The sequence below is a fragment of the Arthrobacter sp. GW822-FHT05G07 genome, assembly GCF_058799755.1.
The window spans coordinates 64,016-76,763 of the sequence record NZ_JBXALT010000013.1; the positions used below are offsets into that span (position 1 = coordinate 64,016).

20 protein-coding genes are annotated in these 12,748 nt (G+C 62.3%); 7 read left to right on the forward strand and 13 right to left on the reverse strand.

Annotated features, from left to right (window positions below):
* Positions 1-44: 44 nt before the first annotated feature.
* The 8 genes from AC1RJY_RS20470 to AC1RJY_RS20505 form a co-directional block, all read right to left on the reverse strand.
* A complete protein-coding gene (locus AC1RJY_RS20470) occupies positions 45-395 on the reverse strand; it encodes a hypothetical protein (RefSeq protein WP_011776539.1) in 351 nt (116 codons plus the stop codon).
* Complete coding sequence (locus tag AC1RJY_RS20475; protein WP_014923146.1) at positions 392-1,003, reverse strand: Asp23/Gls24 family envelope stress response protein; 612 nt, start codon at positions 1,001-1,003, stop codon at positions 392-394. Before AC1RJY_RS20475 ends, AC1RJY_RS20470 begins: the two co-directional genes overlap by 4 nt.
* The gene (locus AC1RJY_RS20480) at positions 1,000-1,599 is read right to left on the reverse strand and encodes an RNA polymerase sigma factor (RefSeq protein ID WP_210065492.1); all 600 of its coding nucleotides are present in this window, start codon (positions 1,597-1,599) and stop codon (positions 1,000-1,002) included. Before AC1RJY_RS20480 ends, AC1RJY_RS20475 begins: the two co-directional genes overlap by 4 nt.
* A 268-nt stretch (positions 1,600-1,867) precedes the next feature.
* Complete coding sequence (locus AC1RJY_RS20485) at positions 1,868-2,473, reverse strand: hypothetical protein (protein WP_498603140.1); 606 nt, start codon at positions 2,471-2,473, stop codon at positions 1,868-1,870.
* On the reverse strand, positions 2,470-3,051 hold the full coding sequence (locus AC1RJY_RS20490) for a hypothetical protein (protein ID WP_498603141.1): 582 nt from the start codon (positions 3,049-3,051) through the stop codon (positions 2,470-2,472). Before AC1RJY_RS20490 ends, AC1RJY_RS20485 begins: the two co-directional genes overlap by 4 nt.
* Entirely contained in the window at positions 3,048-3,425 is a 378-nt protein-coding gene (locus AC1RJY_RS20495; protein WP_498603142.1) for a hypothetical protein, read from the reverse strand. Before AC1RJY_RS20495 ends, AC1RJY_RS20490 begins: the two co-directional genes overlap by 4 nt.
* Positions 3,422-3,613, reverse strand: a complete 192-nt coding sequence (locus AC1RJY_RS20500) for a DUF2273 domain-containing protein (RefSeq protein WP_011776532.1) — start codon at positions 3,611-3,613, stop codon at positions 3,422-3,424. Before AC1RJY_RS20500 ends, AC1RJY_RS20495 begins: the two co-directional genes overlap by 4 nt.
* Entirely contained in the window at positions 3,610-4,098 is a 489-nt protein-coding gene (locus AC1RJY_RS20505) for an Asp23/Gls24 family envelope stress response protein (protein WP_011776531.1), read from the reverse strand. Before AC1RJY_RS20505 ends, AC1RJY_RS20500 begins: the two co-directional genes overlap by 4 nt.
* A 191-nt stretch (positions 4,099-4,289) precedes the next feature.
* On the opposite strand from AC1RJY_RS20505, the gene AC1RJY_RS20510 reads away from it, so the two are divergent.
* From AC1RJY_RS20510 to AC1RJY_RS20535, 6 genes are all read left to right on the forward strand, one after another.
* A complete protein-coding gene (locus AC1RJY_RS20510) occupies positions 4,290-4,466 on the forward strand; it encodes a hypothetical protein (RefSeq protein WP_498603143.1) in 177 nt (58 codons plus the stop codon).
* 90 nt (positions 4,467-4,556) lie between these two features.
* Positions 4,557-6,464, forward strand: coding sequence for a DUF2264 domain-containing protein (locus AC1RJY_RS20515; protein WP_498603144.1), 1,908 nt, complete (start codon positions 4,557-4,559; stop codon positions 6,462-6,464).
* A 120-nt stretch (positions 6,465-6,584) separates the two neighbouring features.
* Positions 6,585-6,788, forward strand: coding sequence for a hypothetical protein (locus AC1RJY_RS20520; RefSeq protein ID WP_014923141.1), 204 nt, complete (start codon positions 6,585-6,587; stop codon positions 6,786-6,788).
* A 129-nt stretch (positions 6,789-6,917) separates the two neighbouring features.
* Positions 6,918-7,721, forward strand: a complete 804-nt coding sequence (locus AC1RJY_RS20525; RefSeq protein ID WP_498603145.1) for a DUF1206 domain-containing protein — start codon at positions 6,918-6,920, stop codon at positions 7,719-7,721.
* 100 nt (positions 7,722-7,821) lie between these two features.
* Complete coding sequence (locus AC1RJY_RS20530) at positions 7,822-8,757, forward strand: SDR family oxidoreductase (protein WP_014923139.1); 936 nt, start codon at positions 7,822-7,824, stop codon at positions 8,755-8,757.
* A 51-nt stretch (positions 8,758-8,808) separates the two neighbouring features.
* A complete protein-coding gene (locus AC1RJY_RS20535) occupies positions 8,809-9,372 on the forward strand; it encodes a cysteine hydrolase family protein (protein ID WP_498603146.1) in 564 nt (187 codons plus the stop codon).
* Here AC1RJY_RS20535 and AC1RJY_RS20540 read toward each other — a convergent pair.
* The 4 genes from AC1RJY_RS20540 to AC1RJY_RS20555 form a co-directional block, all read right to left on the reverse strand.
* A complete protein-coding gene (locus AC1RJY_RS20540) occupies positions 9,364-10,227 on the reverse strand; it encodes an AraC family transcriptional regulator (RefSeq protein ID WP_498603147.1) in 864 nt (287 codons plus the stop codon). The two genes, AC1RJY_RS20535 and AC1RJY_RS20540, sit on opposite strands and share 9 nt — an antisense overlap.
* Before the next feature lie 144 nt (positions 10,228-10,371).
* Positions 10,372-10,632: a hypothetical protein gene (locus AC1RJY_RS20545; protein ID WP_014923136.1), complete on the reverse strand. Its 261-nt coding sequence runs from the start codon at positions 10,630-10,632 to the stop codon at positions 10,372-10,374.
* Complete coding sequence (locus AC1RJY_RS20550) at positions 10,625-10,894, reverse strand: GlsB/YeaQ/YmgE family stress response membrane protein (protein ID WP_011776522.1); 270 nt, start codon at positions 10,892-10,894, stop codon at positions 10,625-10,627. Before AC1RJY_RS20550 ends, AC1RJY_RS20545 begins: the two co-directional genes overlap by 8 nt.
* A gap of 304 nt (positions 10,895-11,198) precedes the next feature.
* Positions 11,199-11,396, reverse strand: coding sequence for a CsbD family protein (locus AC1RJY_RS20555; protein ID WP_043470816.1), 198 nt, complete (start codon positions 11,394-11,396; stop codon positions 11,199-11,201).
* Between the two features lie 186 nt (positions 11,397-11,582).
* On the opposite strand from AC1RJY_RS20555, the gene AC1RJY_RS20560 reads away from it, so the two are divergent.
* Positions 11,583-12,032, forward strand: coding sequence for a hypothetical protein (locus AC1RJY_RS20560; RefSeq protein ID WP_043470813.1), 450 nt, complete (start codon positions 11,583-11,585; stop codon positions 12,030-12,032).
* A gap of 4 nt (positions 12,033-12,036) precedes the next feature.
* Here the strand turns inward: AC1RJY_RS20560 and AC1RJY_RS20565 are convergent, their stop codons facing one another.
* Positions 12,037-12,741 (reverse strand): alpha/beta fold hydrolase, encoded by a 705-nt coding sequence (locus AC1RJY_RS20565; RefSeq protein WP_014923133.1) that lies wholly within the window; start codon positions 12,739-12,741, stop codon positions 12,037-12,039.
* Positions 12,742-12,748: the final 7 nt, after the last annotated feature.

The following is a 12,748-nucleotide window of genomic DNA, read 5'->3' on the forward strand; positions in this document are numbered from 1 at the left end:
TCAGTTTGTTCATTATGAACCAGAACTTGACGATGCCCAGGTGACTATGGACCTATTTTGACCACCAGGATCTCGACGGCGGCTGATGCGGGGTGCAGATGCTGACGGACGGCAGCGGCTGCTTCGCGGGCTACTTCCGGCGCGGGACGGACGGTGCCCACGCCGATCCTGGCCTTGACTGCCACGCCGTCCGGGCTGACCGTTACGCCGATCAGCGGAAGAGCCTCTCCCGTGATTGCCGCCACCGCTGCCCCGGCAATGGACTGCCACAGGGGCTGGGCTGGGTAGACCGACACCACTCCTGCCACCGCCTGGACAATGCCGAGCAGTTCCTTGGCCACGTCAGCTGAGATGACGGCGTGGGAGTGGTTGGCAGTTTCCGCAGGCTCCGTCATGGCTGTTCCTCCGTGGTGGGTGTGGTGTGCCGGGCAGGGGCCGGTGGCTCCAGCACGTCAGTTACGGTGATGTTGATCGATTGGATATTCAGTTCCGTCTGGACGGCCAGGACCTCAGCCAGCTCGTCGCGCAGGGTTGCGGCGCGCTCTTCGATGGAGTGTCCGAAGACCACCGCCAGGTCCACCTCCACGGTGATGCCGGCACCTGGCACTGTGACATCGCCGTTCAGGCGGCACCTGCCAACGGCTGTTCCGGGGAGGGCGTCGGCCACTGAACGGATCAGGGCCGACACTGAGCCTTCCGTCTCCCCGAGGGAGTCCATGGGGTTTCCGGGACGGAGGGGGATGATGCGTCCCGGCCGAAGTTCCAAGCGAAGGTTGTCCAGGATGGACTGCATCCAGTCGTCGTTGCCGGATCCGGCATCGGCAACATCGGATGTCAGCAATTCGCTGCCAAGTTCGGAGAGTCTCCGCAGTGCGGCCAATCCCGACTGGCACTCGGGGCAACCCTCCACATGGGTGGGATCCTCAAGCTCTCCCGTGTCCAAGTAGGTGCTCAGTTCCGCGAGACTGTGCCCGCACTCCAGGGTGTCGCCGGGGATTTTCATCGCCACTCCTCCATTGTGCGTGCAAGGGCAATCCGTGCCCGGGCCAGACGGCCGCGGACGCTGGTCGGGCTGATATTCAATGTCAGCGCAATCTCCTCGTAGCTCATCTCATTGAATTCCTTCAGTACCCAACACCGCCGTTGTTCCTCGGGAAGCTGCGCGAGCGCCGACTTTAATGCGGCCACCCGCGAAGCGTTGACGGCGCTGCTTTCCGGATCCTGCGTTCTTGGTCCGCCAGGGGCGCCGTTGCGGTTTTCCATGTCATCCAAAGCCTCATGGTTGCGGCGCTTCCGCAGATGGTCGATGCTGCGGGTAGCCACGATGCGAAGAAACCAGCCCTTGACGGCAGCGGGTTCCCGGAGGCTGTCCAGCTGTTTCCAAGCCTGCATCAGCGTTTCCTGGACCACGTCATCGGCGTCAGCCATTGTGCCGGTCAGGCGGCGCGCCGTTGCCCTCATCAAGGGGCCGTAGCGTCGGGCGAGTGCTTCGAAGGCGGCAGTATCACCATCTGCTGCGCGGCCGGCCAGCAGCGCATCCGGTACGAGGTCCAGGTGCTGCTGCGCCACGTTGTGCTGCGCCGGGGGTGAACCAGTCACGTTCTGCCTTTCCAGTGCGGTGAGTCCGGCACTTTGATCCCCTGATGACGAAGGACGGTTCCGTCTCGCGACGGAACCGTCCCGGACGCCGGCCTACTTTTTGGTCAAGCCGTCCTTGATGTTCTCGCTGATGTCGGCGGCTGCATTGTTGATCTTGTCGCTGATTCCCATGGTGTTCCCTTTTCTTTTCGGTGCACTGCACTGTTTCTTTTCGGTGCACTGCACTGTGGTGCCCTGCGTGACTTACTGGAAAGCCTTGGAGCTGTGATTACCGGGCGCGTCTTGTTCCGGACACTTGTGTGCGGGTGCCGCTGGTAATTCGGACCAGGACGGGCATTGGACGTCCCAGCCAGGCATCCAGTTGTTGGAGTAGCTGTTCTGCCGTGTCCGTGAGGTCCTTGGGGGACGCTCCTTTGCGTGCTTCCAAGCGGAGCCGGAGTGCCGTGCCTCGCGGTGATTCCCATGCGGAGACTGAAGTCGCCAGCACGTCGGGGTGACCGGCAAGGGCTTCACGGACGGCGGCGGAGACCAGCCCGGCATCTATCACGGTGCGGCCGGCCATGCCATCTGAATGCTCGGCCAGACGCGGTGTCCGGCCGCCCCCTTGGGAGGCCAACCATGCTGCACCGAGTCCGGCACCTGCCAGCAGCACGGCTACACCCGCCACCATCCACCAGCTTCGGACGGGTTCCGGCAGCGTCGCGGTGCTTGTCAGATTGCGTGCGTTGTCCCGTATCGAAGATGCTGTGGTGGCCCACAGCTCTGCCGCGCCGGGGAGGGTTCCGGCCGCGATGAGTACGGCGCCGGCGCCCAGCAGGACGATGCCCAAGAGGGAGAGAAGGCTGCGGTTGAGTGCCCGATTGGTGTTCCTCATTGCCCGACCGCTCCTTCATGCAGTATCTGGACGTTGGTCTTTACTTTGCGTCCCAGTCCGTAGGAGGCCAGTTCGCTGTCCGCAACTGCCCGGATGTCCTCGCCCACCAGCGGATGACCCGACGTCGGACGTACCCGGATGAGGACGGAGCGCGCGCTGACGGTGGTGGTCGCCTGTCCAGGCGAAAGACCGGCAACCAGCCTTACCTTGCCGGAGAGGGCTGCCGCGAGTACTTCGTCGTCCACCACTACTGCCGCGCGGTCGCTGCCAAAAGCCCGGCGACGTTTGCGTCCCTTCCCCAGAGCGAGTCCGAGAAGCACCAGCCCCAGGAGTACAAGTCCGGCGCCGGCTCCTGTCATGCCCAGCGGGATCGTGGTGCGGGGAAGTTCCATAAGCCACCGGAAGAGCTGGGCAGGGCTGGCCAGCAAGGGCTGGTCCTTGAGCAGCCATAGGATGAATTCGAGTGTCAGCCAAAGGCAGGCAACAAGCAGGATCGAAGCAGCCACTATGGACGGGACCGCCCTGGAAGAGTGCGTTTCCCTGCGGACCAGACGCCGGACTGCTGGATCCTTGCTCATGCCACTCTCCTTTTCCTTTGCTGTTCCTGGTGGCCGCCGACGAGGCGGATGTCTACCCGGCCGATTTCCAATCCGGTCAGTTCCACACCGCGGGACACAACGTCAGCGCGGGCAGACTGTGCCATGTCAAAGACCGTGCCTGAACCGATGCGCGGCTCCAGGAGCGGCGGGAGTGCCAACTTGACCGAGACGCTGACCCCGAGCTTTCCGGCGTCGTCCTTCAACTCTGCCGACACGTTGCTCCTGTCCACCCGAAAGGCGCGGGCGGTGAGCGCTTCCAGGGTGGTTCGAATCGCAGTGTGGGTGATGCGGTTGTGGCCCAGCCGGGCTCCGGCAGTGGCATGGACCGGTAGGCAGGAAATGGTCCCGCTCATGAGGAGGAGCGCTTACCCCGCAGGGCATCCAGCACCCCGTGAAGGTCAAGCTTTCCCTCGGCGGAACGGCCCAACACAGCCCCGATTCCCATGAACAAGGCCGTCAGTAGGAGGCCCCAAAAACCGAACGCCAGTCCGGCGAGCGCCAGGGCGGCGCCGATCGCCAAACCTGCGATGGTGGGGCTCATGCCACCCTCGGCTCGCGCTCGGCGTCATCAGCGCCTGCGTCCTCGGACGGTACGTGGATGTCCGTGATGGTGACGTTGACCTCGGTGACTTCCATGCCAACCAGGTCCTCGATCGCTGTATAAACGGCGTCACGGGCGTTGTCGGCCACTTCCTGGAGGGGGTGGGGGTATTCAACTACCAGGGTTACGTCAACAGCCACCTGGGTTTGGCCGACCTCTACGCTGACACCCTGGGTAAGGTCCTTTTGGCCGACTTTTTCCCGGAGGTTGCCGATTGCGCGGGCAGCGCCGCCGCCGAGGGCGTGCACGCCGGGGATTTCCTGGATGGCGATTCCGGCGATCTTTGCTACTACGCCGTCGGCAACGGTGGTGGCGCCGCGTCCGTCCTTGCCCTTGTTGGGTGAAGGTGCGCCCAAAAGGGCTGGTGAGGGAGTCTGCGTGTTCTTGGCCGGTACGTCTGCGGGGGTGTGCGTTTGGATCGTCATGGCGATAGCTCCTGTCCGTGGGTTGCGGCGTTCTTGTGCGCCGTCATGTATAAGACGTGGTGGACCGGGTATTCTCACGCGCACACTCACGTGATGTGTATCACTTTTCCGCAAGGCATGAGCTGGCATATTTAGTTATATGGCCATATAACTAGTTCTCCGCCTCCACGTCCTCGAAAAGAATCAGTCTGTTGGATGACGTAGGGACGGCGGCGGCCCGGGCTGAGGGGCTCCGATGGGAAATGGACCAGGCAGAAGATGGCCTGGTGCGCGCCGTGCGAAGCGCGACGGCAGCAGGAGCAGGCCTTCCCGACCTCGCGATCGCATCCGGGCTGAGCTTCGACGCCATAGAGCGGCTCCTGAGGTAGCCCGGAAAGGGTTCATTTCTGTTCACCTCGCCCCGGTCTATCGATGCGGCGCCTACGGTGGCTATTACTACGTGCCCCCGCAGGAGACTCATGGCAACCGCCTTCACCATGCCCGCCCCGGATTTTGAGCTCAGCCCCATGACCGGGTGGACACGGGAGCACTGGGTTGCCTTCGCCGATCAGCAGTTGCTCGCGGTGCGCCCCTTCTTTTCCCCACGAAAGGCGCTGATCCGGCTGGGCGGCCGTCCGTCGTCGTCGGGGGTTTTATCCGATGGCATGGAGGGCTTTGCCCGGACCTTCCTGATGATGGCGTTCCGGGTTGCGGGTGAGCACGGCCGAGATCCCCACAGCCATGTGGACCTTTACCGGCAGGGGCTCTTGGAAGGAACGCGGACCGACAGCTCGGAAGCGTGGTTGCCGATTACCGACCGTTCTCAGCCGATGGTGGAAGCGGCGTCCATCGTCCTGGGCCTCCAGCTCACCAAGCCATGGCTGTGGGACACGCTTTCCGCTGCGCAGCAAGAGCAGGTTGCCGCATGGTTGCAGGGTTCCTCGCGGAGCACTTGCGTGGACAACAACTGGGTGCTCTTCCAGGTGATGATCGCCGAATTCCTGGCCGGTGCCGGGTTTGAGCACAACGCGGAGCAGATTGAGCACGGTCTGCAGCGGCTTGAAGACTGGTACGTGGGCGGCGGGTGGTACAGGGACGGGGATAACGACGGCACCGGCGATTTCTTCGACTATTACTGCGGTTGGGCTATGCATCTGTACCCGATCCTGTGGGCGGAGTTCGCCTCCGGCAGGCACCCCGGGGCTGATGACCGGCTGGAGGTCTACCGGACCCGGCTTGCTGCATTCCTTGAGGACCATGTCCGGTTCTTTGGCTCGAACGGTGCCCCTGTTTTCCAAGGCCGCTCGCTCATCTACCGCTACGCCGCCGTCGCGCCTTTGTTCTTGGGCGAGGCGATCGCCGCGACGCCGCTCAACCCCGGGCAGACCCGCCGGACCGCCAGCGGCGCAGCGAAGTACTTCCTCGACGGCGGCGCTTACGACGGCGGCCTGCCGTCCCTCGGCTGGCTCGGCGCTTTTGAACCAATGACGCAGGAATACTCGGGTCCCGCATCGCCATACTGGACATCCAAGGCGTTCGTCGGCCTCCTTTTGCCCGCGGAGCATCCTGTGTGGACTGCTGTGGAGGAGGAGTCACCTGTGGAAGTCAGCGATGGCCTCCAATACGCTGAGGCACCCAACTACCTGCTTCACTCCACCGCCTCGGACGGCATCGCCCGGCTGCTCAACCACGGCAGCGACAAATACTACGCACCGGGCCCGGACGATCCCCTCTACCGCCGACTCGCGTATTCGAGCCACACAGCGCCCCTGTTTACCGGGCATCCTGTGGATAACCACTTCGCGATTCTCAACGGCTCCGCAACGCCCAGCCGCAGGGCAAGAATTCACCGGCTCGGGGCACGGCGCCGGCAAGGGGCCAGCTGGCACGCCCCCGTGTGGAGTGACAACGATGATCCCGCCAAGTCGCCCTGGCGGGTGGCGACGGGAACCGCCGCAGCATGCGGGTATGAGCTTCGGGTACACGTTGTGGTGGCGCAGGCTGGCTCCGGCCAGCGCGTAACCGCCGTCCGCGATGGCGGTTACGCGCTGGCCGATGCACTCCTTGTAGAGGAACACCACGGCGTGCTCACGGCCGGTGGGCTTCACACAGCCATGTGGCCGCTGCACGGGTACTCCGGCAGCGGCGTCTACCGGGCGGAAGGCGTTTCACCCCTTGGTCAGCAGGCAGCCTGCGGCTACCTGGAGGGCACGCTGTCCGGGGAACGCAGCTGCTTCGCTTCGCTGGTGTACCTCGGCGGTGAGCCGCCGGCTTGGGTTCCGCCCGCCGTCGGGCCTTCCATCGAACTGCTCGACGACGGCACCCGCGTGAGCGCGTGCCTCGCCTTGGAATCCGGGCCGCTTTTGGAGGTGCTGCTCGCTTTCTGACGCCCGCTCGGAATCTTGAGGAAATCTTGAGATGACCCGGCGTCCTTCTTGAGGAGCCCGTCCGATGGTTGAAACATCAGCCAATGGAGCTGACGGGAACTTCCAGGAAGGACCACCGAAATGACCGAGCAGATCACCGCCAAGTCCATGAACACCGGCGCTACCCACGTAAAGTCCGATGCCCATGCAGGCGCAGCGGAGGCTGCCCACCAGTCAGGGGAACTTCCAGGCCAGGCCCGTGCCGTGGTGATCGTGCGCGAGCCGTTCAATCCCCTGGGCGCGGGTCTCCGGAGCATCTGGCCACAGTCGGTCGTCGGATTCTAAGTCCCTTCAAGTTTTGAGTCGGGCGGGCACCCTTTGAGTCGGGCAGGGACCAAGGGGTGCCTGCCCGACGTCGTTTAAGGGACGATGGAGTCCAACGCGAAAATAAGGAGGCTTGCCATCAAGGAAGAGATGAGGAAGGCCGCTGATGTGGCCGAGGAAGCCGCGAATTCGCGAACTTTCGCAGCTGTTGCCCGGGCCGGTTACGCCGTGAGCGGGCTGCTGCACGTGCTGATCGGCGTCATCGCAGTCCAACTCGCGGTGGGCCGCGGCGGTGAGGCCGATGTCAGTGGTGCGGTGACCGAATTGGCCAACAAGCCAGCCGGCCCCTTCCTGCTCTGGGCCTGCTTCGCAGCCTGTGCGGCGTTGGCCTTATGGCAATTGGGAAATGCCATCCTGGGCTACCGGAACGCCTCGGACAACAAACTGACCAAGAGGCTCTCGGCCCTGGGGCAGGCCCTTGTGTTCGCTGCTTTGGCTGCCACCATCATGTCCTTCGTCGTAGGACAGGGCCAGAACAGCCGTGAATCCAGCAGCGACTTCACTGTCACTCTCATGAAGGCGCCGTTCGGCGTATTCCTGCTGGTCGCCATCGGCGCCGGAGTAGCGATCACCGGCATCGTTTTTGCGGTGAGGGGCTTCCGGCAGACGTTCACGAAGGACCTCTCTCTGTCGTCCAGCCAGGCCGTGCACAAGTTCCAACTCTGGGTCGGCGTGGTGGGCTACATCGCCAAGGGGATCGCCCTGTTCCTCGTTGGATTGCTGGTGGTCATTGCCGCGGTTCGCGCCCAGCCCGAGCAATCAACCGGGCTTGACGGCGGTTTGAAAGCCCTGAGGGAGCAGCCTTATGGTCCGTATTTGCTGGCTGCTGTGGCACTCGGGCTCATCTCCTATGGGTTGTTCCTCATGGTCAAAGCGAGGACTCTGCGGACCTAGTTCTGACGGCGTTTAGGAGCTTGGGAAGCGGGGTACAGGGCAAAAAGTACCGTGTAGAGAATCAGTACCATGCAGTGAAATCTGAAAAAGGGGCAGAACCATGACTCAAGGTGATCCGAACCAGACAGACAAGCAGCGAACCGACGGGAACCGCCTCACCTCCGCGCCATCGGATCCCCGCAGCGGGTACCACTCGGGCAAATTCCCCCAGCAGGAACAGGAACAGCCGGGCCTCACCAAGCCGCTGGATCCGCAACCGGACCATGGGGAGAAGAGCTACGTGGGGCATGGGCGCCTTCAGGGCAAGACCGCCCTCATCACCGGAGGCGACTCCGGCATCGGCGCCGCGGTAGCCATCGCCTACGCGCGAGAGGGTGCCAACGTGGCTATCAGCTACCTGCCGGAGGAAGAGGAAGACGCACAGTCGACGGCGGAATGGATCCGTGAGTGCGGAGCGCAGGTCCTGCTGTTGCCCGGGGATGCGCGGGATGAGGGCTTTGCGGCTGAGATTGTGGAACGAACCGTGCAGGAGCTTGGTGGGCTCAACGTGGTGGTGTTGAACGCGGCCTACCAGAAGAACCGCGAAGGCTTGGAGACCATCCCCACTGAGGAGTTCGACAGGGTCTTCAAGACCAATCTGTATTCCCTCATATGGACCGCGCAGGCAGCCATTCCACATCTCCGTCCGGGTGCCTCGATCATTGTCACGGCATCCATCCAGGCCTTCAATCCTTCCGCGCAATTGATCGACTACGCCATGACCAAGGCAGCCCAAGTGGCTTTCACCAAGGCCATGGCCGAGGAACTCGGTCCCAAGGGCATTCGCGTCAACGCAGTGGCGCCGGGCCCTATCTGGACCCCGTTGATTCCTGCCACCGAATGGCCGGACAAGCTCCCCACCTTCGGGCAGGACACCCCGCTGGGCCGGGCCGGCCAGCCGGCTGAGCTGGCACCTGCCTACGTGCTGCTGGCATCCGACGAAGGATCCTACATGTCAGGCGCCGTCCTTCCCGTCACGGGTGGCAAGGGACTCTGAGCTGCGGCGGGGCGTTTCAATGAGGTTGGGTTTTAAGCAGGGGGACAGCCAATGATCGCTGTGTTGGTGATCGACATGCAGAACGCCTACTTCGAAGACCCTTCTTTGAAGGGGCGTCGGCAGGAAATTGTTGCTGCCTGTAATTCGCTGACCAACGCCGCGCTCCAAGCCGGGTCCAAAGTCCTCCTGGTGGAAACCGTTCACGAACGGGATAAATCCACGTGGAGCCTCAACATGCTTGACGATGATCAGGGCTTCATCTTCAGGGGCAGTGAGCAGGCCGAGTTTGTTCCCGGGCTGCTCACTGCCGATCTTCCACGGTTGATCAAGACCCGGGACAGTGCCTTTTTTGGAACTGATCTTGCGATGCGCCTGAGGAATTGGGGCGTCGACACGGTCATTCTCGCCGGCATTTCTGCCCATAACTGCATTGCCCAAACGGCCGCCGATGCCTTTGCGCACAACATCAAGGCGGTTTACGCAGCCGAGGCCATTGGAACGGAGGATGCAGAGGCTGCCGAGTCAGTGCTGCGGGTTCTTATTCGTGAGTACCGGCAGAACGTGCTGCCCTTGGCCGAGATCTACCAGCTCCTCGAATCAGCTCCGTCAGGGTAGATCTCCCCTTTCAATAGGGATCCACAATTGGCCGCGGCCATGCGTCCGGTCTGGTTCCACCTGAACACTGAGCATTTCCGGTCCCGGCGCCCACCTGTAGGGGTTGGCCGGAAACCATTCCGTGGCGGCGTCTGCCCACATACCCTGCAGGACTTCCGGGAACTTTCCCTCGGTTTCAAAGACCACCCACAGCCCTGCCGGGACCTCAAGGGAATCGAAGCCCGGAGGGGCAGGCTTGGTAGAAGCCACTGCGTGCCAGTAATCCAGTTCGCTTCCCTCGGTGCGCTGTTCTTCCATGTTGTCAGTGACTGACAAGGGCCCGGCCGGATCCGCATCCGCCAACTCGAGCATGCGTGCGGTGACGGCGGGGTCCAGGCCCCGTTGAAACTCGATGATGGCGTGATTGGGTCCTTCGTGGACCAGCGGAACACGGGCTTTCAGTCCGATAAGGCGGAAAGCAGGTTTGTCTTCTATGCGGTGCTTCATGTCGGTATTTCCTTCGACTCGGACGTGGAACCTCAGTTGAGGCTGGGAATGGAGAACCGCTCCAGGCAATCGGGCTTGGGATGGGTTGAGCCCGTGCATGGCCTTGAACGCGCGGGTGAATGCTTCCGCCGATCCGTACCCGTAGCGAAAGGCAACGTCCAGCACAGCCCTGCCCTCCAGGATTTCCGCAGTGGCCGCTGTCAGGCGCCGCCTGCGGATGTACTCGGAGATCGGCAGGCCTGTCAGGGAGGAAAACATCCGCCGGAAGTGGTATTCGGAGGTTAAAGCGGCACGCGCCAAATCTGCCACTTCGATCTCCGCGGTGAGATCCTGCTCGATGAGTTCAATGGCCCGGTTCCAGCCCTGCATCCTGTCTCCATTCTTTTCACCGACGCTACGCGGACCTCCGCTCCAATGCCCCAACAATCCATGCCCGAAAGTATCAGGCCCCGGACAACGCAAGAACCCGGAGCTGCGGTTGCAGTCCTCCGGGTTCTTGGCTGTATTTAGATGTTACGGGCGGCTGGTGCCCGACGCTTCGTCATCCGGTTCGGATGAGAACGGACGATCCCGTGGGGTGTCTTCCGTGTTCTTTTCGTCGAGCTCGGCATCCGCCGAGGGCACTGTCTTTTCTGCGTAGTCACCCTCCGTGTAGTCACCGCCGGCGTCATCCTTCAGGGTTTCCGGTGACGCCCCTGCGTCTCCGTAATCACCTTCGGTGTACTGGCCGTCGAGTTCCTCGCCGTTGGCGTCGCGGTTCTGGTTGTTAGCCATGGTGTGCCTTGCGGCCGGTGACCAGGCCGTAAATCAGCAGCACGATGATTGAGCCGCCGATGGCCAGGAGCCACGTGGTGAGGGAGAAGAATTCCTGGAGGCCGGTGCCGAAGATGAGGCCACCGATCCAACCGCCCAGAAGAGCGCCGACGACGCCCAAGAGGAGGGTGATCAGCCAGCCGCCACCCTGGCGGCCGGGAAGAATAAGCTTTGCGATAGCGCCGGCCAAAAGACCGAGCAGAAGAAAACCAAAGAAACCCATTTTTGCTCCTACTTTCTTGTTGATGGAAATTCCATGAACGTGATGAAGCGAGTAAGTTCACCGGGTGCCTGTTCCAAGGTGTAGGCACCGTAATGGGGCCCTGGAGGCCCTATGGAATGTGGGGGAGTGGAACTATTTATGCAACCCCGATGAATTTATGAAATATAGCCAATAAAGCACTCCTGCTGATTGGGTCAGACTCGGTACTACACAAGCAACGCTAGCGGCTCCCGGGGCTAGTAGCAAGTAACCTGACTATTAGTCCGTCCTTGCTTGCAGCCCCGGAATGCCGCGGATTCGCGGTCTAGTGACCCTTGAAAGAGTCCGCGACTCCCTTGGCGGCGTCGTTGATCTTCTCCCCGGACTGCTTGAGGTTTGCCCTCGATTGCTCGCCAAGGCCCTCGGCCTGCAGGTCCCTGTCGCCGGTGGTTTCGCCGGTCTTTTCCTTGACCTTGCCAACTGCTTCTTCAGTAGCGTTCTTAATCTTGTCGCCCAGTCCCATGGTTTTCACTCCTCGGGTTGTGATGCGGTTACTTCCTGCGGTTATCCGTTGGTTGGCATAAGAGTTTAGTTGGTAGTTTTATTTCGGCAAATCCGGATTAACTGGTTCGCGGTCAAGGCGCAGGTGACATGGTGCGGCCAGCGGGACTACTGTCGAAGGACAAACACCTCGGAAGGAGTGATTGCTGTGAAAGGCAAAGCATTGTTCGCCGTTGGCGTGGCTGTCGGTTACGTGTGGGGATCCAAATCCTGGCCGGAGGTGTATCGCCGCGTGCGGGGAGGCACTGAGAAGCTTTGGAAGAACCCTGAGGTTCAAGAGAACGTCCACCAGGCCACGGAAGCCGTCCAAGAGTCGGTGCCGGACATTTTGGACAACCTGTATGAGGCCGGCAAGAAGCTGATGGAAAAGGCCGAGACCATGTTCCCGGGCATCACGTCCCCGAAGGGCAGCGAACATCCCGGTTCCTCTTCCGACAGCAAGCCCGCCGTTACCAAACCAACCGTCACCACCGTGCCCACCATCAAGTCGGATGTTGTGTCCGATCCTGCCTTGGATGACACCACGGGAAGCGACTGGACTGACGAGGGCGGCGCCGCGCCGGAAGGACCGGCGACTAATACGCCGCCCCGCCACTAAGTAGCTAGCTGACGCGTTCCACCGCGGTCAAAATCGCCTCGCCCAGTTGCTTGGGTTTGGTGAATTGCGGCCAGTGTCCCGTGGGGAGATCGATATAGTCCACGTCCCGGATCCTGGCGAGTTCCGCCGTGAACGGGTGTCCGGCATCCATCCATTCCTTGAGGAGCGACGAGGGGAACTGGCAGGCGATAATCGTGGCCGGCACGTCGTAGCGCCGGACGTCGCCCAGGTGTTGCTGCTCGACGGCAACGCCTTTAGGCTCCGGGATGGCCCGCGCACGGAAGGCTTCCTTCAGTTCATCCGTCAGGTCAACCAGGTCTTCGTCTTCGAACAGTTCCCAAGGCGGCAGCGGGAGGTCGTCGCCGTCGTCGGGCAGTTCATCATTGATGACCCCGCCCTCACCGAGCGGTCCGCTGTCAACGTAAACGGCGCGCGCCACTCGGTCAGGGCGGGCATCGGCCACGCCATGGATGATGGCGCCGCCACCTGAGTGGCCCACCAGGACCACCTTGCCGTCCAGGGAATCTACCTTCGCCACTACGGCGTCGATGTGGGTACGGAGGCCGATGCCTGCACGTGGTGCATCCACAGACTCCAGCCCTGGCAGCGTCAGCGGATGAACCCTGTGGCCAGCTGCTTTCAGGGGCGGCGTCACCTCCTCCCATGACGACGCGTCCAACCAGAAACCGGGTACAAGGATGATGTCCATGCCGGTA